The organism is Radiobacillus sp. PE A8.2 (genome assembly GCF_045635475.1).
In the GTDB taxonomy this organism is placed as follows: domain Bacteria; phylum Bacillota; class Bacilli; order Bacillales; family Amphibacillaceae; genus JBJGXI01.
Genome location: NZ_JBJGXI010000018.1, coordinates 14,187 through 37,591, shown reverse-complemented (window position 1 = coordinate 37,591; position 23,405 = coordinate 14,187). Strand labels below are relative to the sequence as shown.

22 protein-coding genes are annotated in these 23,405 nt (G+C 35.7%); all 22 read left to right on the top strand.

What is annotated here, in order from left to right:
- The first annotated feature begins 195 nt into the window (after positions 1-195).
- Positions 196-453 (top strand): aspartyl protease family protein, encoded by a 258-nt coding sequence (locus ACI6MV_RS11235; protein ID WP_407270442.1) that lies wholly within the window; start codon positions 196-198, stop codon positions 451-453.
- Positions 437-583 carry a hypothetical protein gene (locus tag ACI6MV_RS11230; protein WP_407270389.1) on the top strand — a complete coding sequence of 49 codons (147 nt, stop codon included), beginning with the start codon at positions 437-439 and terminating at the stop codon, positions 581-583. Before ACI6MV_RS11235 ends, ACI6MV_RS11230 begins: the two co-directional genes overlap by 17 nt.
- Positions 584-649: 66 nt before the next feature.
- Entirely contained in the window at positions 650-916 is a 267-nt protein-coding gene (locus ACI6MV_RS11225) for a hypothetical protein (protein WP_407270388.1), read from the top strand.
- The gene (locus tag ACI6MV_RS11220; RefSeq protein WP_407270387.1) at positions 916-1,134 is read left to right on the top strand and encodes a hypothetical protein; all 219 of its coding nucleotides are present in this window, start codon (positions 916-918) and stop codon (positions 1,132-1,134) included. The genes ACI6MV_RS11225 and ACI6MV_RS11220 overlap by 1 nt, the downstream gene beginning before the upstream one ends.
- Positions 1,135-1,834: 700 nt before the next feature.
- Complete coding sequence (locus ACI6MV_RS11215; RefSeq protein WP_407270386.1) at positions 1,835-2,029, top strand: helix-turn-helix domain-containing protein; 195 nt, start codon at positions 1,835-1,837, stop codon at positions 2,027-2,029.
- A 2-nt stretch (positions 2,030-2,031) separates the two neighbouring features.
- Positions 2,032-2,403: a hypothetical protein gene (locus tag ACI6MV_RS11210; protein WP_407270385.1), complete on the top strand. Its 372-nt coding sequence runs from the start codon at positions 2,032-2,034 to the stop codon at positions 2,401-2,403.
- Positions 2,400-3,683, top strand: a complete 1,284-nt coding sequence (gene dnaB / locus ACI6MV_RS11205) for a replicative DNA helicase (RefSeq protein ID WP_407270384.1) — start codon at positions 2,400-2,402, stop codon at positions 3,681-3,683. Before ACI6MV_RS11210 ends, dnaB begins: the two co-directional genes overlap by 4 nt.
- Positions 3,680-4,255 carry a thermonuclease family protein gene (locus ACI6MV_RS11200; protein ID WP_407270383.1) on the top strand — a complete coding sequence of 192 codons (576 nt, stop codon included), beginning with the start codon at positions 3,680-3,682 and terminating at the stop codon, positions 4,253-4,255. Before dnaB ends, ACI6MV_RS11200 begins: the two co-directional genes overlap by 4 nt.
- Positions 4,256-4,719: 464 nt before the next feature.
- On the top strand, positions 4,720-5,328 hold the full coding sequence (locus tag ACI6MV_RS11195; RefSeq protein ID WP_407270382.1) for a hypothetical protein: 609 nt from the start codon (positions 4,720-4,722) through the stop codon (positions 5,326-5,328).
- A 537-nt stretch (positions 5,329-5,865) separates the two neighbouring features.
- Positions 5,866-7,017 carry an ABC-three component system protein gene (locus ACI6MV_RS11190; protein WP_407270381.1) on the top strand — a complete coding sequence of 384 codons (1,152 nt, stop codon included), beginning with the start codon at positions 5,866-5,868 and terminating at the stop codon, positions 7,015-7,017.
- A gap of 7 nt (positions 7,018-7,024) precedes the next feature.
- The gene (locus tag ACI6MV_RS11185) at positions 7,025-7,528 is read left to right on the top strand and encodes a three component ABC system middle component (protein WP_407270380.1); all 504 of its coding nucleotides are present in this window, start codon (positions 7,025-7,027) and stop codon (positions 7,526-7,528) included.
- Positions 7,528-9,510, top strand: coding sequence for a DUF3732 domain-containing protein (locus ACI6MV_RS11180; protein ID WP_407270379.1), 1,983 nt, complete (start codon positions 7,528-7,530; stop codon positions 9,508-9,510). The genes ACI6MV_RS11185 and ACI6MV_RS11180 overlap by 1 nt, the downstream gene beginning before the upstream one ends.
- 173 nt (positions 9,511-9,683) lie before the next feature.
- Positions 9,684-11,258: a hypothetical protein gene (locus ACI6MV_RS11175; RefSeq protein ID WP_407270378.1), complete on the top strand. Its 1,575-nt coding sequence runs from the start codon at positions 9,684-9,686 to the stop codon at positions 11,256-11,258.
- 28 nt (positions 11,259-11,286) lie between these two features.
- Entirely contained in the window at positions 11,287-11,658 is a 372-nt protein-coding gene (locus ACI6MV_RS11170) for an HIT family protein (protein WP_407270377.1), read from the top strand.
- A gap of 27 nt (positions 11,659-11,685) precedes the next feature.
- Entirely contained in the window at positions 11,686-12,012 is a 327-nt protein-coding gene (locus tag ACI6MV_RS11165) for a pyrophosphohydrolase domain-containing protein (RefSeq protein WP_407270376.1), read from the top strand.
- Positions 12,005-14,431, top strand: a complete 2,427-nt coding sequence (locus tag ACI6MV_RS11160) for a DEAD/DEAH box helicase family protein (RefSeq protein ID WP_407270375.1) — start codon at positions 12,005-12,007, stop codon at positions 14,429-14,431. The genes ACI6MV_RS11165 and ACI6MV_RS11160 overlap by 8 nt, the downstream gene beginning before the upstream one ends.
- A 256-nt stretch (positions 14,432-14,687) precedes the next feature.
- Complete coding sequence (locus ACI6MV_RS11155) at positions 14,688-15,647, top strand: HipA domain-containing protein (RefSeq protein ID WP_407270374.1); 960 nt, start codon at positions 14,688-14,690, stop codon at positions 15,645-15,647.
- 12 nt (positions 15,648-15,659) lie between these two features.
- The gene (locus ACI6MV_RS11150) at positions 15,660-16,400 is read left to right on the top strand and encodes an HIRAN domain-containing protein (protein WP_407270373.1); all 741 of its coding nucleotides are present in this window, start codon (positions 15,660-15,662) and stop codon (positions 16,398-16,400) included.
- A 1,055-nt stretch (positions 16,401-17,455) separates the two neighbouring features.
- Positions 17,456-18,337, top strand: a complete 882-nt coding sequence (locus ACI6MV_RS11145; protein ID WP_407270372.1) for a DUF6414 family protein — start codon at positions 17,456-17,458, stop codon at positions 18,335-18,337.
- Positions 18,338-18,668: 331 nt separating this feature from the next.
- Entirely contained in the window at positions 18,669-21,092 is a 2,424-nt protein-coding gene (gene lexA / locus ACI6MV_RS11140; RefSeq protein WP_407270371.1) for a transcriptional repressor LexA, read from the top strand.
- On the top strand, positions 21,092-21,631 hold the full coding sequence (locus ACI6MV_RS11135) for a hypothetical protein (protein ID WP_407270370.1): 540 nt from the start codon (positions 21,092-21,094) through the stop codon (positions 21,629-21,631). Before lexA ends, ACI6MV_RS11135 begins: the two co-directional genes overlap by 1 nt.
- A gap of 150 nt (positions 21,632-21,781) precedes the next feature.
- Positions 21,782-23,317, top strand: a complete 1,536-nt coding sequence (locus ACI6MV_RS11130) for a PDDEXK family nuclease (RefSeq protein WP_407270369.1) — start codon at positions 21,782-21,784, stop codon at positions 23,315-23,317.
- Positions 23,318-23,405: the final 88 nt, after the last annotated feature.

The window sequence follows — 23,405 nt, the reverse complement described above, 5'->3', positions numbered from 1 at the left end:
AAGGTGCCGTTGTTTGTTGAAATTTTTTTGAGGCAGGGATTATCTGTAGATGATGTGCTGAAAGCAGATTGGAAAAGGGCGTATTGTTTTTCACAAGAATTACAGTGGATAAGTGGATTATGCTTAAAGTGGGGATTGGGAAGTTGAAATGCCGATTTCGTACAATTGTTAAAAGAAAACAATAGTTAAGCGGTTATTGATACAGGTGCAGCTCATACGCTTATCTCATCTGATATTGTTGATGAGTTAGGCTTATACTTTGAGAATGGAGACCCTCTTGTAAGCTCTTATGTAATTGACGGTGAGGAGTATTCTTTCCTTAAACCAGTTGATTTTATCAAGCTAGGCAATCACGAAATTCCAGATATGAAGTTAGATTTCGGGCGTTTAGATGATTGGGGAATCAATGGCTTAATAGGGCTTGATATACTAATGTGTGGACAGTTTAATTGATCATACTATTCATTGGGCTGAGTATACAGAAGATCATAAAAAGCAAGATGATGAAACGATTGAGTTTATTCTAAAGGAAGATGGTAAGCAAGATGAACGCGAAGTAATACATGTCCTATTATTGGGCTAGCATTTATGATTCGTTACATGAACGATATGATAAAAACAAGAAAATCAATGGTGGTGATTTATTTCTATGGGAAAAATTCAATCTTCAGAAGAGCTTATGAAATACATTTCGAATATGAATAGTGATAACTCTGTATTTCAGTTTTCTATTCCTGGTAAAGGTAAATTCACACTTGTTTTACAAGAAGAAGATGAAAAATCCTTACAGTTTGAAGCTGAAGCAAACCTGGAACTTAAACGTATGTTAAAAGAAAGTCAAGAGCAGTATGAAAATAAACGTGGCATGACTACTTCAGAATTATTAAATTCTTTATCCAAGAAGGACTTTATGTAATGTATGACCGAAATGTTATTTGGTCACCTGTTGTTAGAGAAAAACTAACTCAGTTTAGGAGTGAAAGGTTTACACCTGAAGAGACCCTCGACTTTATCTCTAATTTTATCATCGAGACAGAAGATCTATTAAAGAATCGTATTATTGGAAAAACGTACACGGAAGAGTTCGGCAAATACAAAGGGATTACGAGGGAGTTATTAAAAGGTTTAGAGTAGTTTAGAGTTTATTATAAAATGATTGAGAATGATGTTGTTATCTTAGCTATCCTTTTTCCAGGTGAAAACTAAATGAAACTTATACATGGAATCATAAGACCATATATTAAAATTGATATGGTCTTTTTTATTAATATTATTATTCAACCTTAAAAGAGGAAGGTTTGTGAAAGTGTGCACCTAGACTATTGGTGCCTTTAGTTAAACAAAACAATAAAAATTAAACCGAACAAAAACGCTTGGGATTAACTTACCCAAGCGTTTTCGCGTGCTTAAACTTAGATTTGAAGTTTTCTCCACGGCAAGTGAACTACTTATTCATGATATGCAAAAGTTTTTCCACTTAAAAGTAATAACATTTGGCACTCCCTTGCGTCTTCCTCCTCTTTTTGTCTTTGTCTCTGTCTATGTATAGGTATGGCCAAGTTTTGTGCATGTTTTTTGTGCGCTTTTATTCGGTTTTCGTTTTTTAACTGCAGTTCTTCGCCGGAGCATGGTCCTAAATTTTTATTCTTAACAGAAGCACTTTCCAATCAGGAATGTGCTTTTTTTTTCGTGAAGTTACCGTTAGAAAGCCTCTCCTTCCAGCTTACTAAGCTGCTGCCAAAAATGTTTTCAAAAAAACCCCCCAAGGACAACACCCAATTGCCCCTTCGCACCGATTATAAAGGTGAAAGACAAATTAAAGGAGGAATGAACGATGGAACGATGTACGATCACAGCAAAGGAAGTAGCAAAATATTTAGGGGTTCACACGGATTTGGTGTATGACCTGGTCAAGGAAGGTGCGCTACCACACATTCGGTTAGGTAGGAAGATATTGTTTTCCAAGGGAGCGATTGATCGGTGGATTCAGGATCAGGAAACAATAACATTGTCGGGACAGGGGGAGTAAGGATGGAAAAACAATTAGAGCAGGAATTGGTTGCATTTTTCTCTTGGTTTACGCATCAGTATTTATCACCGCATGCTGTTATGCTCCTGTTTACTTTGCTGATCATGAAGACGAAAGGAGGGTGGCAGGAAAAGTTTGAAGTACCTCACCTGGTACTTCAAGTACTTACTCGTTTATCCAGTAAGGACATCGCTGCGGCCATCATAGAGTTGACAAAGCATCGGATGCTTCTCGTTGAAGTAGGAACAGGAAAGCTAGCACCTGGATTAATCTATCAATTGGTACCAATGACAACCGTCGTAGCTAGGCAAACAGAACTTGATGCTGCATGCGAAAATAAATCTAATGAAGCCATAAAGGTGAACCTTCCATGAAGACTATTAATTACGAAGCAGAAGCAGCCGTATTAGGTTCCGTATTTTTGGAGGGGTTGCTGTTTGACCGGCTTACCGTCACGGAAGCGCAGTTTGACAAGCATGCCCACAGGCTCATTTTTCGAGCGATGAAACGGGCGTCTGAGCTTGGACAAGACATCGATCTCGTCTCCGTGACCACAAATCTCGAGGATACCATTTCACAGGTGGGTGGAACCACCTACCTGCTTCAGTTAGCAGAATCAGTACCTACTACAGAAAATGTCGCGATGTATGAGCAACTCCTTTTTGAAGCTTATCGTAACCGTAAATCTCGTGAAGTCGCAGCACGGTACGCCGCGAATCCAAGTGAGGAAAAGATGGAGCAACTGATTAGCGATCTAAAGCACTACCAGGATTTCGGTGTCGAAAAGCAGGAGAAAACGACACGGGATTATTTGGAGCAGATTATGCGGGATTGTCTATCCGGTAACCACGGCTATAAAGGGTTCCCAACAGCCTACCGAGATTTGGATCAAGTAACTGGTGGTCTGCACCCAGGGGAGTTAATTATCGTAGCGGCAAGACCGTCTGTTGGAAAAACCGCATTTGCCTTAAATCTGGCTGCCAATCATTGCAGGCAACATGGCATCAGCTCCATCTTCAGCTTAGAAATGGGGCATGAGCAGCTGCTGGAGCGGATGATTTCCGCAGAGGGAGGCATCAACAATCAAAAGTGGCGCGGCATGGCCTTCGCAGAGGAAGACTATACAAATGTAATTTTTGCAGCTGGGGAAATCTCCAACTGGAAGCTACAGGTCCATGAACAATCCCGTACGATTCAGGACATCCGATCTTCATTGCGCAAAACAATCCGTGATTGCCCCAATGAACAACACCTCGCGATCATTGACTACCTGCAGCTAATGGCACCAATGGAAAGGCGGGAACGTCGTGATTTAGAAGTAGGCGACATGACCCGCGAACTAAAATTGTTAGCACTCGAGCTAAAAATCCCAATTGTGCTATTGTCGCAGCTGTCTAGGGGTGTCGAGCAGCGTCAAGACAAGCGACCGTTCATGTCTGACTTACGGGAATCGGGCAACATCGAGCAGGATGCCGATATGATCGCCTTTCTATACCGTGATGACTATTACCACAAGAATACCGATAAACCCAACATTATTGAAATTATATTGGCCAAACAACGGAACGGCCCTACTGGAACGGTGGAACTTATGTTTCGGAAGGAGTTTGGTAGATTTCTAAGTTTGAAGAGTAGGGAAGAGGCGACAGCATGAAAAACGAGAACAAAAGTGAGGTGACCTTTATGGTAGTCGTAAGTGAACGAAACGGAGAAGTGTATGTCGATGGCATGCGCGCGGCAGCATGGTTAGCGGAGTTGGAAAAGCAAGCAAGAAAAATTGAAGCAGAAGCGAATGTGAGAGAGGGCAAATTACCACCGGTACTAGACAAGGCAAAGGTGAGACGTGTGGTGGACGGGGATACGATCGAAGTAGAGATGCGCGGTAACGTAGTAGATGTACGATTGTTGTTAGTCGATACACCAGAAACAGTTGATTTCGACCTTCCCGTGGAAAAGTTTGGACCAGAAGCAACCCGGTTTGCAGATCAGGTCTTAACAGCTGGTAAAATTGTCGAGCTAGAATATGATGGCCCGCGCGAAGATCAATACGGGAGAGTACTCGCTTATGTGTGGGTAGATGGAAGGATATTCAACCAGATGTTGCTAGAGGAGGGGTTGGCGAATCTGGCTTATGTGTTTGACCCACCGTATAAGTATTATGATACGTTTTTGTTGGCGCAGACGCGGGCGCGTAATGATAGGAAAGGGCTTTGGGGCAGAGCATAGGGCGGTCCTCTGGCACGTTGTTTGTGGGAGATTGGGGTTGGGCTCTTTGTTCCAGTTGGGGGTATCTATTGTGAGCGTTGGGATTAAGTAAATGATTGAAATGATTAGCCAGTTTTTTCTAACTATATCCAGTAGAAAGTGGAATCAAGAAAGCGGGTTACGTTATTTTCGATAAGTCGTTGAAAGCTTTTCCAATATGGGTTATTTATCCTATTTGCACTGCTTGCCACCTTGTACATCATAGGTACGAGACGGTTTTAGGGGTGGAACAGCGGGTTAGGTTTACTGTTTCGGTTTGAGAAAAATTTAGGGTACTGTTGGGACGGTAAAACTGACCCCGCGTTCCGCCGTATCTGTGTGTTTTCAAGCACACCAATTTATAATTTATATTTGCTTAGCCAGTAGAGCATCTTTCTTCGGAAAGGTGCTTTTTAAGTTGGACTAAAATAAAGGAGGAGATTTACGTGGGAAAAAAGCCATGCGTTGTATCAGCAAAATTATCAGATTTGAAAGGGGAGGACTATAAAATAATGTCGTATGTGATTTATGAGGGTGAGTTTGGTGATCAAATATCTCCATTTGGCAGATATCTCAATCTCGATGTGAATGATGTGATCAACATTAGTGAACACACGATGAAGGAAATTGCCGACAAGCAAGCTGTAAATGGAATGGTTACAGCATTTGATCATGAATATGGTATGGAAAATTACTTGTTCTTTTTTGAAGGGCAAAAGGTTGATATAGATGCCGCGATTGATTGTGGATTTGGTGTGATGGAGATTACAACAGGTGAATCGAAAGGGACACAGTTCATGTTCGATCATGTATCCTGTGAATACAGCGAGGAAGAATGGTATGAAGAGGACTTTTTAAATCGATTGTGTATGTATTTATTAGTTACTTATCCAACGTATGATAACCCTGAATTTGAACAGTACATTAATACAGCAGATGGGTATATGATGTTTCGATTAGCTATTGCGACGAGTGATGGTTGGCTAGAGAGTCGGGTTTGGGAAGTGCTTGGGGAGAAGAAACGGGGAGAGTTGGTGGAGTTTCACCTGGATTAACTAAATGTGTGCTGATGCGTTATTTTTGTTACTAAGCTAGTTGATCATTTGAATTATAAAATACCAGAAATAACCTATCTATGTTGGAATATTATGCTAAAATATAATTATCTAATTATTTTGTCAACTTAAGTCGAGATTTGTTTAATGAAGGAGGCCGTTCTGTTGAGTAATAAAAGGTTATACCATAAGGGTTTAGTGAGAAATCCAAAGTGGATACTTTGTCGGGTCACGTACAGATAAGTTGATTGATAACTGACTATGCATACTTGAAATTTCACGCGCTTTCGAACTTAAGTTACCTGTCGAAGAGCAAGTGTATTGCTATTTATCTGTGGAAAAGTGTACATGGAGAATTGAGGTTTAAAAAACGATCCAAGTTATGCAGAGAGAAGGTAAAACTAGCAATTTATGAGAAATATAGATTTAACTAGATCGAATTGCAAGATCGATATTAAGAACTAAGAAATATGGACGAAAAATGCTGTTGCGAATTTAGATACAAGTTATTGAAATGAAAAATAAAGGAGACCTAGAATGAATACAAATGCAGCAGGTCAGTTATTAGGGTATTCCCTGCAATTTCCTCGAGCTTTATTTCATTTACTTACTTGTGATACGGATGATTCGGTTTGTATTGAAGTATTAGGTGATGTGGCAACAATCCATTCTAATGGAACGGTTACCGCAGAAGAAGACAAATCTTCAATAGTCAGTAATCCAGTTACAGATAGATCAACGGACTTGTGGAAAACGTTTAATAATTGGATTTTAGCATGTAATGAGGGAACTTTAGATATAGGTAGAACAAAATTTTTATTGTACTCAAACCATGATGGAAGATCAGGAATAGCTGGGAAATTAAGTGGAATAAGTAGCGAAATAGAAGCATATCAGGCGATTGATGAATTAAAATCAGCATTGATGGATATAAAATCTGATCACTCAATATGGAAATATTACGATTATGTAATTAATCAAAATCCTAACCTATTTGTAAAATTAATAGTTAGATATGAAATCCAGGTAGGAAGTGGTTCAGGTTTTCATGAGGTTCGTAACGAAATAAGAAAGAAACATGTCCCAAGTGGTCAAATAGAATATACATTAGAAAAACTTAGCGGGTGGTTACAAAAAACTGTAATAGAAAAATTGAGTAGGCAAGAACAAGCTATAATTTCATGGTCAGAGTTTGACGATGAGTTTCTTGTACATTATGACCGAGCAAGAAGTCGCGAACTAATTGATTTTACGATTCATATAAATTATGAAAAAAAAGAAATTTATGATGAAATTAAGGGAGCGCCAAAATATTTAAAGCAACTCGAAAAAATTGAAATTGATGGAGATGAAGTCATTGAGGCAGTAACAGATTATTTGAGAGCAGATATGAATCGAGAAAAATGGATTGAGGCAGAGATAATAAACGAAGATGTTGCAGCTGAATTTGAAGAAAGCTTAAAAACCTTTTGGGCAAGTCATAGAGTTAGAATAAATATCACAAATGGTAATCTAGATGAAATCAAAAAGGGACACTTATTATTCTTGGACTGTAAATTACAAAAAATTCAGATTAGAAACATGGTTCCGCCAAGTTCGACTATCCCAGGAACGTATCATGCTTTAGCGGATGATCTAGAATTAGGTTGGCATCCTAATTGGGAGGAAATATTTTTGGGGAAAAGGTGATATCATTTTGGGACGACTAGTACAGGAAGTGAAAATATGGAATACGCCATTAATTGGAGCTTATTTGTTATGGCGTTTTACACAGGGTTATTCTAACAATCACCCAAAAGGTGAAGCTCCGATAGCTATTTTACACTTTATAGCAATTGCAATACTTACAAACAACCGATTGTTGGACGCTATTAGTAATAGGCGGGAAGGTCTACAATCATATATTCGAAGTTTTGAAGATAATAAAGATATCGATTTATTATTATCAATTCATAGCAAAGTTGGAGAGAGAAAATCGTATACATTAAAAGCTATCGATATTGCAGTCGGACAGGGGTTATTGATATGGGATCCAACGAGTGGAAGAATATATCCTTGTGATTTAGTTAAAAGAGCAAGCAATGGAAAAGCATTAAAAAATAAAATTAAGAGAGAAGGAGATAAGGCAGAAATATTGGGGAAGTGGTTCTCGAAACATGATATACCTACTATAACTACTTATTTAAAGGTGGTTTTATAATGTATTTTCAATTTCTAAAATTAATTATTTGGCCAAAATCTAAAAGGTTTCATCCTAGAACAGTTGAATTTAAACCTGGTGTGGTAAATGTTATTACTGGGGCTTCGCGTACAGGAAAATCGGCTATTATTCCAATAATTGACTACTGTCTAGCATCTAGTGATTGCTCTATCCCTATTGACACAATTAGAGATAATGCTTCTTGGTATGGTGTTGTTTTCAAAACTGAAGTAGAACAGATCTTACTATGTAGAAAGGTACCTGATGGAAACAAAGTATCAAATGAGTTTTACTTATACAGAGGTATCAATGTAGATATCCCTCCTTTTATTGAGAATGGAAATGAAAAATTTGAAAATGTTAAACATATTTTAAATACTATTTCTGCAGTCCCCTATTTAGAATTGGGGAATGAGAATGAAAATAATGCTTATCAAAGAAGACTCAGTTTTAGAGATTTAATGGCATTTACTTTTCAGAATCAGGATATAGTTGCAAATCAGAATATACTCTTCTACAAAACTCATGCCTATGAACATAGAGAACGATTGAAGAATTGGTTTCCTTTTATATTAGGAGCTGAAACCCTTGAAACACTTGTTGCTAGACACCGTTTCAAGGTAGTTGAAAAGCAACTTAATCATACTATCAAGGAATATGAAAAACTTGAGGATATATCCTCAGGTTGGAAGTTAAATTTATTAAGTCAGATTAAGGTAGCTATTGAGTATGGAATTACAGAGGAAACAGTAAATGAACAGATTAGTTTAGATGAGTTAATAGAGATTTCCAGAGATATTGTGGGGAATATTCCCTATTATTCACATACAGATATTAATGATATAGAAACTTCTAATAAGGAGATTATTGAACTTGAAGAAGAAGAAGATCTTATAAGTGAAAATATTGCAAAACTAAAAAAAAGATTAAGTGATGTGGATAAGCTTAAAACTGGTCTATCTGATTATGGAAGTTCTGTGAGAAAGAGAGTAGAAAGGTTACATATTTCGCAGTGGTTAGAGGATATTTCTCTTGAAGCAGAAAAGTGTCCAACATGTGGGTCATACGAACATCCAAATAAAAATAATGAAATATCAAGAATTGCTGCAGAATTTAAAAAGTATGAGGCGCAATCAAGAAAGTTGGCAGAAGTACCAACTTCCTTTAATAGAGAAGAGGAGCGCTTAAAACTAGAATTAAAGGTATTACTACAAAAAAAGGATAGGAACCAGAAACGATTTGATTTATTGTTAGCAAAAGACAAAGAAGCACAACGAAATTTTCATCGTAAAAAGAATATGTACTTATTCTTGGGGCAATTAAAGACTTCTCTAGAGACATTTGAGAGTTTAACAGATGGAGGAGAACTTCAAATTCGAATTGATACATTAAGAGAAGAGCTTGATGAGCTATTTAAATCTACTGATCCAGGTGGAATTGAAAGGAAAATTGAAAATGCAACATTAAAAATCGCTCAGGGTATACTTAATCATTTACAATTATTAGATGTAGAAGATAAATATAGACAGGTTGCTCCAAGGTTCAGTATTAAAGATTTAAATGTATCGGTTTTAAGTAACGATAATCACTGGCATTTTCTTTCAGAAGTAGGAAGTGCATCTAACTGGGTTTCTTTTCACATAGCTATGATGTGTTCATTGCACGAGTATTTCTTAAATTTGAAGGAATCATATGTTCCTAGTTTTGTGATATTTGACCAACCAAGTCAAGTTTATTTTCCCAAACTTAAAAAATATATTCAAGAGAATGAGGGAGATCCTGAATTTGATAATGAAGATATTGAGGCTGTAAAGAAAATGTTTAAAACTATGGCGAAATCAATAAAAAATAGTAATGGGAGATGGCAAGCGATTGTGTTAGACCATGCTGATGGAGATGTTTATGGCGACATAGAAGAAGTTCATGAAGTAGAAGTATGGCGTGATGGAGAAAAATTAATACCTACTTATTGGTATAACTGATTTAATTTACACAGTGATGAGTTAATTGCATCGTAGAAACCTTAGAGACAATCGAATGTGACATTTTAAAAGAAATAAAATCATATCCAAACCCTTGATATGAATGGTTTAAATTAATTTCGTAAGAACCTCTTTTTCTTTAAATATATTAATATAAGGGCAGTGGGACAAGTATGAATAAATATGAATTGTATATAAAAGAACTTTTCTCTAACCCCACCTCTGTTATGCTGGGACAGGAATTAACCAATAATTTAATGAGAAAATTTATTGGTTTAAAAGCTGACTATGCAAGAAAGATAATTCAAAGAGCAGTAAGTAATAGAATTATTAATTCTAGTTCACCAATTACTTTTGGAAAAAAGCAGTATGCATACTATAATCGATCTTATAAGTTAGATTATAATAGTGTATTAAAATTGTGTAAAAATTCTCGTCCACCCATATATAGGTTGCTTTCGATTATTAAATCTAACAAAGGGATTATCTCTTACTACGAAGCATTAAAGATCACAGGAAGTCCTTTGAAAAAATCATCTTCTAAAATTAGTCAACTAGGTGACATAATTAATACGTTATCAGCCTTAGATATTATTGAAATAACTAAAGATTCAAGAAATATTATATATATTATTGACTCAAAAAAAGTTGCAAATCCTCAAGTTCTAATTGATTCTCATTTTGATAACATGACAATTGATGCCGCTTTTTTACCAGATCTATTAAGGTGGTTACAGAATCATAACCTTATTGATAATAAAAATATAGTATTTAGAAATAAAAATAAACCAACATTGGGTGCAACTCACAATAATTTTGTGTGGGATGCTTTTGCTTATACAAATACGACAGGCCTTAGTCCCATATTGCATAAAAACTCCACATCAGAAGAGAAAAAAACTTTGGTTGTTATAGATGTAGTGATTAGTAGAAAATACACAATTCATGATCTGGAGGGTTTTATTGGTAGAATCCAAGTAGTAAGAAACAGTGTGAAAACCGGTGTTAGAAAAATTTTGCCAATAGTAATTTATAAAAATACATCTTTTAATGTAACGAATAAGATAAAAGCATATGGGTTACTTAACTTTAACCTTGGAACAGTTTATGGTGAAAAGATATATGAAATTATAGAGAACTTTCAGTTGGTTAAATCTCACGAGTTTTTAGGTACTAAAGACTATGTCAAGAAAATGAATTTTCTTTTATCTTCTATTAGGGATAGTGGACAAGAGAATAATTTACAAAATATAAAAGGCGATCTATTTGAATCTTTAATGTATCCTGTTGTTTCAGGAATATATCCTGCTTCTTCAATTGTTCAATCAATGGATTTACGGAAAATTAAAGATGTAGACGAAAAAGAATATTATGAGTACGACTATGTGGTTTATTCTCATAACCAAAATGAAATAGTTATTTTCGAGATGAAAGGGTTAAAATCATCAACTGTAATTCCGTACGGAGATTATAATACAAAATACACTGTGAAATGGTTTACTGGAAGAACTCTTCCATTCGCGAAAAAAGTGTTAAAGTGTACTTCTGATATGCCAGTAAAGGGATGTTATATAACCACTGCTAAATTCGATGAAGAAAGCTTAAAGAATCTTAAAGAATTAAATAAAGGTAAATTAAAACCGAACCAATTAGATTTTTACTATGATGGTGAAATGTTATTATCGTTATTAGAGAAGAAAGGGTTAGCAAATGTTAAAAAGATAGTCCAAAAATATTATATAGAATAATATATACCTTGTACTAAAGGAGTAGTGTATGACTTGTCCATTTTGCAGCCACACTGAACTGAAAATAGAACTACAAAACAACCTAGCAATAGCATTCTACGACAAATACCCAGTCCAAAAAGGACATTTATTAATAATTCCAAAAGAGCACAAACAGAATTATTTCGATGCAACACCAGAACAAATCATGGCCATACATGAACTGATTCGTGAAGGAAAGAAACTACTAGATGAAAAGTACAATCCTGATGGCTACAACATAGGAGTGAACATTGGTCCATATGGTGGACAAACAGTGAATCACCTTCACTTTCATCTGATCCCACGTTATAAAGGTGATATAGAAGATCCACTTGGTGGTATTCGCAAAGCGATTCCGAATCTAGTACCATATCCATAAAAGAGACACCCAGAAAGGATGCTACCCATGCCAACATACAACAAACTAGTACGCGACCTAATCCCACAAATTATCGAAAAAACTGGCAAACAATACAAAACAAGAATCCTAGATAATCCAGAATACATAGAAGCAATGCGCACCAAGCTAGGCGAAGAACTCCAGGAATACTTGGAAGCGGACAACGATCAAGACAGTCTCGAAGAACTAGCCGATATACTAGAGCTGATCCACGCTCTTGCGAATACACACGGTGCATCTATCGACGAGGTAGAGGAGATCCGTCAGCAAAAGGCTGAAAAACGTGGTGGGTTTAATGACAAAATATTTCTAATCGAGGTTGAAGATGACTAAAATTAAGCTAGTTACGGATAACGTACAACAGCATATCATTGAAGGAATCAGCTCAGCCTCTACTATTTATATTTTGGCTTCGTTTGTTATGAAATCTGGTGTGCAGCTGTTAAAGCCATACTTAATCGATGCGGCCAAGCGTGGGGCGGATATTAAGATATGTACGGGCGATTATTTGTTTATAACGCAGCCGGAGGCGCTGCAGCAGTTATCGCTCGGTTATGACAATGTGGAGGTTCGCCTATGGAGGAGTAATGGAACTTCCTTTCATCCGAAGGCTTATCTATTCAATGATGAAGATAATGGTACGATGATTATTGGATCTTCTAATCTATCAAGATCAGCACTCACCACAGGGGTGGAGTGGAATTTGGCGATGGATAAAGAGGCGGAGCCGGAGACGTTTGAGGATGCTGTTGATCGTTTTCTTAAGGTTTTCTATGACGAGCAGACGGTCCCTGTTAATGCTGAAACGATTAAAATATATACCACCCAATACGAGGCCTTTCATCGGAAGCATCCTAACCTAGCAACTACTTGGGCCAAACAGGAAGAGATTGAGTTAATGCTTCCTGAATCAAAACCAGACTATGCTTCATCAGTTGCAGATCCGCAAGCGGAATACCAAGCAGAGATCGATCCACGACCTGCGCAACAATTAGCGCTTGATGCTTTGCATGCTACTATGGAAGAAGACTATGACAAAGCAATGGTCGTCATGGCAACTGGGCTCGGCAAAACATATCTAGCAGCATTCTTTGCTCAGAACTTTGGCCGTGTGTTATTCATCGCGCATCGGGAAGAAATTCTGTATCAAGCGAAAAAGTCCTTCCAGCATGTGATGCCTGACCGCAATTATGGCATGTACAACGGCAAGGTAAAAGATGCTGAGACAGATAATGTCTTTGCTTCGATCTATACATTAAGCATGAAAGAACACCTTCAGAAATTTTCTCCAGATCACTTCGATTTAATCGTTGTGGACGAATTCCATCATGCTGCAGCAAATTCTTACAAGCGTGTGTTGCAACACTTTCAACCGAATTTTTTACTAGGCATTACCGCTACGCCAGATCGACTAGATGGCAAGGATGTTTTTGCGATTTGTGATGGAAACGTTGCTTATCAAATGCACTTCATTGAAGCTATCCAACATGGGTGGCTAGCACCGTTTCATTATTATGGTGTATACGACGATACAGACTATTCCCAAATCACGTGGCTGGGTACTAGATATGACCAAACGGAATTGCTAGCTGCACAACTTCGTGATGGTTTAGCTGCAAACATTCTTCATGCATGGAAACAACATAAACAGACACGAACAATTGGATTTTGTTCCTCTATTAAGCAAGCACAATTTCTATCCAGTTACTTTAATCAGAATGGACACAATACAATCAGCCTGCATTCACAAAGCGTGGACATAAGTATAAGTAAAGCTATTCAAAAGTTAGACAGAGGCGAAATTGAGATCATCTTCACAGTAGATTTGTTTAACGAAGGTGTTGATATCCCAGCTGTAGACACACTATTATTCGCGCGACCTACAGAATCATTGACGGTGTTTACACAGCAAGTAGGTCGAGGGCTGCGGATCTTTAATGGCAAAACGCATTGTACGATTATAGATCTAATCGGAAATTATCGTAATGCGGATATTAAACTAAGTTTATTTGATGCGGAAAGACCGGATGGAAAAGGTAAAAAGAAACGCGAAGTTGTTCCGATTGTGCCCGGTGCATGTGAGGTTAATCTTGATGTACAAGTTGTTAATTTGCTCCAAGAGCTAGCAAAGAAGAAACAACCAAGAAAAGAAAAGCTACTTCATGCCTATTACAATCTAAAGGAAGAGTTAGGCTATCGTCCAACTTACTTAGAAATGCATCTGCACGGTAATGTGAATTCAAAGGAATTTAAGCAGGAATTCAAATCATTTGCAGGGTTCTTATCATGGGCAGATGAACTAGAAGAGCAAGAACAAAGCGTCTTTCTCGACTATAAGGACTGGCTAGAAGAAGTAGAAAAGACAGTCATGTCTAAGAGCTATAAGATGGTGCTGCTGTCCTATATGTTAAGTAGGGGAGAAGCGAAATGGCATAAGCCTGTGACACCTGAAGAAGTAGCGCCGTATTTCCACCAATACTTAACGGAAAAAGAGTATCGAAAGCAAGCTGATTTTTCGGATAAGAAGACTAGTAAGCTTTGGGAGTATGATCAGGAGAAGGTTGCTAATGTTGTGGCAGATATGCCGATGACGAAGTGGAGTGGGAGTTCTAAGGGTGTTACGGTTTTTGAGGATGGTGAGTTTGGGTTAGGGGTTGATGTTGATGGTGAGGATCTTGGGATGTTGTATGAAATGACGAGAGAGATTTGTGAGTATCGGTTGCATTGGTATTTTGAGAGGAAGGGTGTTTAGTAGTAATTGCGGGGGAACCATATCATAAGTAAATGATATTTTATAATTGCTAAGAAGACGTAACTAAATAACAGTAGCGTCTTTTTACTCTGGCTAAAAATACATTATATGGTGAAATTTCATTGATAGGGATTTATACAATATTCAAATAAATTGTAGTAGGGCGTACAATTGGATAACAATAGATTGTTACAAAATAGAAATCTGATGTTATACTTGAATAAGTATATATTCTGTGTTATTGGAGAGAATTTCTATGGATTATTATTCTATTGTCGACATCTCTAGTTGGAAATATGAAAATATTAACGTTTCAGGATCAAAAGAAAAAAGATGGTATCGTTCATTTGATAAAAAACAATTAGCACTCTTTAAGTTACCTGTTTCTTTGACAAGTGATAGTTCCTATGGTGAAGGAGAGTCTACTGGGGAGGCGTGGTCTGAAAAAATTTGTAGTGAAATCGGTAATTACATCGGTTTTCCTACACACAATGTAGACATAGGTGCTCTTCAAGTTAATGATGAGGCTATCGAATACTATGGGTTAAATGGTGAAGACGTTAAAATAGGTGAAAAGGTATTTGGAGCATTATGTTGGTCCTTTTTAGACGAAACGAATGATAGTTTAGTTGAAGGTGCGGACATGATTATGGATTTTGATGAGACCTATGATCGGGATAAATTACAAGGTGAACATGAGATATATAATTTTGACTTATTATACAGGCTCTTTTATGAAAATGGAATTCTAGATTATTTGTTTCAAATGATTCTATTCGATACATTAATTGGTAATACTGATCGTCATCAGGATAACTTCGGAGTGATTAGAAACGAACAAACAGGGCAACAAAAATTTGCCCCATTTTATGATAATTCTTCATCACTAGGGAGAGAAATGAACCAAGGTCGGATTGAACTTATGTTGCGTGATAAAAGAATGTTCGAATCTTATATATTTGGAAAAAAATCTTCCACACTTATACGTTGGGAAGATTCGTGGACGAAAAAGAAGTTAAACATTATAGAGCTATATGATAAAGTGAAAAGTTCATATCCACAAGAAATTAATAAATATTTGGCTAACGTCGAAAACCTTTCTGATGAAGTTTTACAAAATATTATTAATAAAGTTCCACCGGTAGTAATGTCTGAACCTAAAAAAGCATTAGTAGCAAAAATCTTAAAAACAAGAAGAGACTATTTGTTAAAGTAGGAGGGATTTGATATGCCCAATAATAATGAGAAATTATTAGTGTCTTGGAAAGGACCAAAGTCCAAAGAAAATTATTTTGTAGGACTACTATCTAAAAATCATAGTCCTAGTGGATTGAATTATAAATTTATTTACATTCAGGAGAATGTCTTACAAGCAAGAGAAGAAGGTTTTATGCCCTTTGTTGGGTTGAAGGATTTACACAAAGAATATTGTAGTAATAAGTTATTTTCTGTTTTCGAAAGAAGATTACCAAACCAAAGCCGTAATATTTTTAAAAAATTCATTCATGATTACCAGCTTCAAAAAAGTAGTGCTATCACATGGGAATATTTAAAGGTTACTAAAGGAAGAACTGCTACAGATAATTTATCATTTTTAGAGCCAGTATATGTTGAGAACGGTAAACTAAGCTACAATGGAGAAATTGCAGGCTGGTCATTTACGAGAAGCAATAATATTAATTTGAAGGTTAATGATCAAGTGATTTTACGTAACGATAAAAATAATACTAAAAATATTTTGGCAGTTGAAGTTATTGATCAAGAAAATGGAAACGTACGTGTGGGATATATTCAAAAGCCCTTTAATAAAATTTTTTTTAGATTATTAAACAAAGGATATTTTCTATCGGGATACATTGAATCAATTGATTCTTATGATGGAAGACCAACAATTGCTGTAGAAGAAAGAATTTCTATGGTAGACATTGATTCTAAGGAATTAAATCACTTACTTCATGTTAATTCATAGTCAATAAATAAATTAAAATATTCTTGTGAACTTTACTGTCAACCACATCTATTTTATCAGAAGGTATCCTTTATTACTTACTTAAATTGTTTCAATTTTATAAAAAAAGCTGCACCTTCCAACTATGTGTTGGAAAGGTGCAGCTTTTTATTTTTTATCTGAGTTTTGTCCCAGCCTCTTAGAATCTTATTTAATTTTTTCAATCATACAATAATATACCTTTCGTCTATCATTCTCGAGTATATTCAAATTCCAGCTACTTTTAGGTTCACCACTACGTGGATAAAAATAGTGCCTTGTTCATTGTAGTAGAACAGTAGTAAAGTGCAGATACCTTGTCACTTCCTAGATTTTTGGTGCAAAATATCTAGAAGATATACTTCAATTGACGATGATAAGAACCATTACTGTATTGGTGCAGTATTACTACTGTTCTTGAGGTTAATTAGAAAAAATTTCAAGTCTGTACATCGAGATTCAGGGCTGGGTCTTTGCTTTCATAACTAATAGATCATGGTGAAAAGTTATCTCAGCGCAGGTGAGGGTGGTTGAGCAAGTTCGCCTCCTGTATAGTTGTCGCCATTGCGAACGTAAAGACATAAAAACTCCAATCGCAACAGCGCAAATGCCGCAGTCAGTATTTCGAGGGGTTTTGGTCGCATGATCGACGCAATTTTGTGGAGGCACTCCAGGAACTGCCTGAATCTACAGGAAACGCTTCTGCGAAAGCAAAAGAAGAATTAGACTTCTGAAATAAGCTTTTTGACATTGAACACAGTTTAAAGAACGCATCCCTAAAAGAACGCTATGAAAAGCGAAGGAGCTTAAGTCTGTGTTGGTTGCTTATCCTCTAAAAATATCACTAATTTAAACCACCTATCCTCCATCCATTTATAATATTAGATTATTGAATTTTATGTTATTAAAGTAATAATTTGTTAAAAAATAAATTCATATAAATTAATATTTGAAAATTGACAAAAATGTAATATGAATATAAAATAGAACAAACGTTCTGTAATTTAAACTAACAAAAAGAATTAGGAGGTATTTTGATGAATAAAGAACCGAAAGATAGTGTATTTCCAATGACTACTTATTTAAATCAAAATGTAGTATTCGATCTATTGGCAGTTATTGAAGATGGATTTTCACAAGTCACAAATTTAAATGTATCAAATACTGATGGAAAAACTACTAATGGTAGCATGGACGGGGAAGCGGGATTTGGTTTATATGGAATAAAAACCAAAATTAAAGCAGCAATGGGGATAGAAAAGAATTCATCGGAGGAAAAGAGCTCAAGTGAGGAGAAAATACACACACCAACGTCTTTATTCGCAAAATTACATTCATACCTAGAAGAGAATCAATTAATCAACGATATCGAAGTGAAAGAGAATCTGGACAATTTAATACCTGGAAGTTTTGTAAGATTTAATAGTAAATTGGAAAAAAACCCGTTAATTTCGCTTTTAGAATCAATTGAACAAATAATGGTTTTAGCAATGACTTTTCAACCAACTCAAAAAGGTAGCAAAAGAGATGGGAACCAAGAAATGTTAAAGCAAGTAAAAAGTATGAGAAATAGTTTAATCGAAAACGAAAGTATGGATTTGATTTGTTCTATAAATGAAACGCAATCATTAAAAGCAGTTCTACCAGTTTATATCAATTATTTTATTCATAAAAATACGAATGAAATAATTGATGGTAATTATACTGTTTTCGGTAAGGTTGTAAAGATTGTTAATACTGATCAGGATGAAATTAACTTATTTAGAAATACGGCATTTAAATTATTTCAGCAAAAAACTCTAGATGGTCTTTTTCAGTCTATGAATACAGGATTAGACGAACAATTAGAGGTGCCAAACATTGTTTCCAAAATATCAACTCCTGCTATATTAGTAATTCCAATAGCAATATATTCATAATTTAAATATGATATACCTCACATATATTCTTCATGCAGACCGTATCATGAGTTATTAAGTGTATTAAGTTTCTCAATTCACAAATTATTTGACCTTCAAAAAAGACATTAGTGCAAGAGCTAAATGTCTTTTTTCATTTTTCCTGACGTGTCCCCCAGATCAATAACCTACTCAAACCCACAAAATCCACACAAATCTGTATTTCCTGTCGAAAAATGGTAAAATTCTAGTATAATAGATATAAATCAGAATTTTACAATACAAATTATTAATCATACAAGAGAACATGCCATTTCAGTGCCGGTGTGCGTTGAGAGGAGAGGGAAGCGGAATGAAACTAAATGTGGAGCAACGAAAGATAATTGAGTTGGAGCCTAGTGGTCATAGTTTAATAAAAGGTGTTGCTGGATCAGGGAAGACAACGGTTGCAATTCGACGGATTGCTTTTTTACAAAATCACTATGCGCATGAGGATGACGATAAAATATTGCTCGTTACCTTTAATAAAACTTTACTGAAGTATATTGACTATCAATACAAAGAATTAAGGGATGAAGAAGAGAGTTTGCAAAGTTTGTTTGGATCGAACAGTGAAGTGGTTATTCAAAACATTGATAAGCTAATGTTTTCGTTTTTCATGAGATATCAAACAAGAAACAAGGTTAAATATAATATATCGAAGCCGTTTGAAGAGAGACAGGCGATTCAAAAAGCTGTTCATGCTGTTAAAGAGCGCTTTCCTGATATTAAGGTATTATCACCAAAAAATAGTAGTTTTTTACTAGAAGAGATTGCTTGGATTAAAGCAAGTAATATTCCAGATCAAGAGACCTATCAAAATATAGATCGGATTGGTAGAGGTAGTGGAGGGCAAGGAAATCCTCAAAAACTTCTTAAGAATTCTGATACTAGAGCGGTGATTTATGAGCTCATGGAAGTATATGATAAGTTCTTGCTAGACCAAGGTAAAATTGATTTTAAAACCATGAACCAGCTTGCACTGTTAGAGGTTGCTGAAGTTACTAGTCGTAAATATACCCATATTATTATTGACGAGAGCCAAGATCTTTCTAAAGTACAATTGGAATTTTTGAAACATATCTATTTAGATAAAAGTTATTCTTCAATCATGTTTGTGGCAGACAATACTCAAAGTATATACCCACAATCATGGCTTGGTAAAGGGCGCCCGTATACCACTATTGGATATGACATGGTTGGGAAGTCTAGGACACTGTCAAAAAATTATCGGACAACAACAGAAATTTCAAAAGCAGCTTATGGGTTAATTGAACAAGATGAGCAAATAAGAGGGAATGTTGATTTTGTTAAGCCGTCTTTAATTGATCGTCATGGCCATGCCCCAATTTACCGTTATTTTGTAAATACGCAACAACAGTTAGACTTTTTAATAGAGGAAATCACATCACTGCATAATGATTATAGTTATCGTGATATATGCTTAGTAGCTAGAGAAAAGAGAATAATAGAGAGTACAGCAACCAGTCTTGAAGGTGCTGGTATACCTTGCGAGTTGCTAAATACCAATGAGCCAAAATTCGCAGCTGATACAGTCAAATTAATTACGATGCACTCGATAAAAGGACTTGAATTTAAAGTTATCTTTTTAATCAATTTAGATGAAGGTGTCATTCCGAATAATGCACAAGGTATGGATGATGAAGAAACACTTACCGAAGAGCGGAAATTAATGTATGTAGGTATGACTCGTGCAAACGAATTGCTATACATGTCCTCCGTAAATCGACCTTCTTGTTTTATTAGAGAAATAGATAATAGTTACGTCAGAATGACAAGGGATTCTTCTTTAAGACCATTTCTGCCGATTCCAATTCAAGACTACCGATTAACAGGTCAGATTGTTGATTTAAATGCAAAAGAGGAAGTTGTTAGACAGTGGTTATTACGAGAAATTGTACATACATTCGGTTATCCACTTGAATTGATCACACTAGAATATCCTGTCCAGCAGTTTTCTAAGCGTGGATATGTTGATATAGCAATAACAATCGAAATGAACGGAAAAAGAATACCCTATATTTTTGCGGAAGTAAAAGCATTTGCTAGCGGAATTAGTACGGGATTAGAGCAATTAAAAACATATATGGCTGCAGATACGAATGTTCGTTATGGAATTGTAACAGATGGAGCAGCTGTAAAGATTATTGATCGAAATGGAGAGCTGGTTAGCGATGTGCCACCATGCCAACCACAGTTTAAACCTAACACAAAGCGGTCACGTACTTATATGGATTTAAGGCATCAACGTTCCTATCAATATGCACAGGATTTAGAAGATGAAACGAATGTGGAAATCATAGATGCTACAACGAATTTAGTATTAGATGTAGACGTAGATAAAAGCATTCCGGTTATTGGTGACGTTGCAGCTGGTATCCCAACTACGGCAATCGAGCACTTTGAAGAAAGTATCCTTCTTTCAGATGAATGGATAATTCAATCCAATAGCACTTTTGCATTAAAAGTAAAAGGGGATAGTATGATTGGCGCTGGCATTGATATAGGAGACCTGGTAATAGTTCATAAACAGGAAGCGGTAACAAACGGAGATATTGTTATTGCACTAATTGGCCAAGAAGCAACCATGAAAAAATATATGTTGATGGGCGATTCAGTGCTACTAATCTCAGAAAATCCTAATTATGAGCCAATTCAAATGAATCCAAGTGATGTAGTGATTAACGGGAAGGTTATTGGGGTGTTGAAGGGGTAGTGGGAGCTACAATTCTATTTATTAAAGAAAGTAACAGGTTTAGTATTGTCAACAAAGGCAGCATGTTAATATTTTATGACAGTCAAGAAGTATTGAAACTAAAAATTCAAGGAGAAATACTAGATGAATACCATGGAGGGGAAAATATGCCAGTAGCGGGCGATTCATTTATTACAACTTTAAAACAACCTCATTTAGAGTGGGGAGTCTATAGATATACTAGTTCTAGGGGAATTATTTATGGAGAAGGCTATTTGCAAATACCAATATATGAGGCAAAAAGGCTGAGTATCTATAATAGTAATCATCCTGGGGCGATTTATAATTATAATTGTAATTCAAAAGACGGTTATTTAAAAAATGTTATTTTAAAAGCATCAGGTAGTACTACGGCGGGTGATGTTTATGCAAAGCAATTTCAAGGTAGTGGTAATTTGCAATTGATTGGTGATTGGTTTGATCATGTACATGCAAAAATTGGAGATATTGTAAGAATTACTTGGACTAGTCGAAGTGACATTGAAATAGAGAAGATTTAATACACTTTATTATGATGAGGTCATTTCTTTATACCTATTAGTTCAAAAGCGATTTTTTTATTGACAACAACCTATTCTTAAAGATAACTGGAAAACAGTCACTTTAAATCTTAATGATTATTAATAATAACACTACTAAGGGCTGATATCATGAAAAATTATTGGTTTGTATCAAGACCAAAAAGAAAGCTAATCCCTGTTCCAGAAGTTTTTTCAGCTTTTATGGCACATGCACTGAACTTAGAATGGAAGGGACAAGTAGGAAAACATATTAATTTTGAAGATGAGTTAGAAAAGCAAGGTCTAAAGAGAAAAGGGGATAGAAGGGATCAAGGTGGTAGTGGCGGTAGAACGTATGCATCCTGGTTATATAGTCTCGGTTTATTTTTCAATAAGGATGGCAAGGTACATACAACTCTAGCTGGTGAAGCAATAATAAATGGCGAGTCTCCAGTAAAGATACTAAAGAACCAAGTCTTAAAATTTCAATATCCTTCTTCTTATTCAATTCGTTCAGGTGTAAATATAGATAGACGTTTTAGAATAAGGCCTTTTAGATTTATTTTAAAACTACTTCTTGATGAAAGAATTCGATACTTAACAGAAGAAGAACTCGCTAAAATTGTAATAACAGAAGCGGAGGATGAAACTGATAAATGTTTTAATTACATCGTTGAAAGGATTATTTCTTTTCGTGAAAGCGGAGATTCAATTTTGCCTAAAGATTTTAATTTACTTTATCCATCAAAATCAGGTGTACAGTCATTTGATAGGACGGTAGCTATGTTAAGGGATATAGCGAATACATATATAAATTGGATTGAATATACGCAACTTGCTACGAGGGTTGAAAGGGAATTAGTAATTATTCCTGGTAAAGAATCTGAAATTGAAAATTTACTTAACGACTCTTCAAAACTTTTACCGCGTTATGAAGACGAGGAATATTTTCAGAGAAGATATGGTTTGGATCCATGGCATCGGAAAGACACGAGGGATTTAAATAATGCTTATGCTGTTACGGCTGATAGTATTGCAAGAAAGATTGTTCGTGCAAAGTTCTTGAGCATGGCAACGCAGTCACCAATAACTACCATTGATACTCCTGTAATAGAGAAGATATATTATTCAACAGGTATAACTCATAGTTTAATTGAAGAGGAATTGGCTTCATTTGTGAATGGAGCACTTGATTCTTTTGAAGCATCCTATTATGATATGGCATTAAAAGGTAGAGAAAAAGCAAGAGAGTTTGAAATAGCAACGGTGGAACTTTTTAATAAGGCGTTTGGTTTTAAAAGTGAGCATGTAGGAGACAAAGGAAAGCATCCAGATGTCCTGGTTTTGTCCAGTCAATATGGAGGGATAATTGATACTAAGGCATATGCAAGTTATTCTATTTCAAATGACCATAAAAATCGTATGATATATAATTATATACCAACTTATCAAGAAGAATGCGATAATTTACAATTTTTTATGTATATTGCAGCTGGATTCAGTAGTACATTTGATAAGCAAGTTAAAGACCTTGCAAAGGAATCCGGTATCAATGGGTCTGGCATAACTGTAAATAATATAATTAAGCTTGCTAGAGAATATAGTCAAAATAATTGGGATCATAGGCAATTAAAAGATTTGTTTCAAATGAATAGAGAGATTGGAAGATCTGATTATATCAATTAATAAATCGATGTAAATAGTAGTGTAGGACAACACGAGTACTTTCATGTATAATAAAAAATATGTCGTTTTTTCGCATAGTAATCTCTTA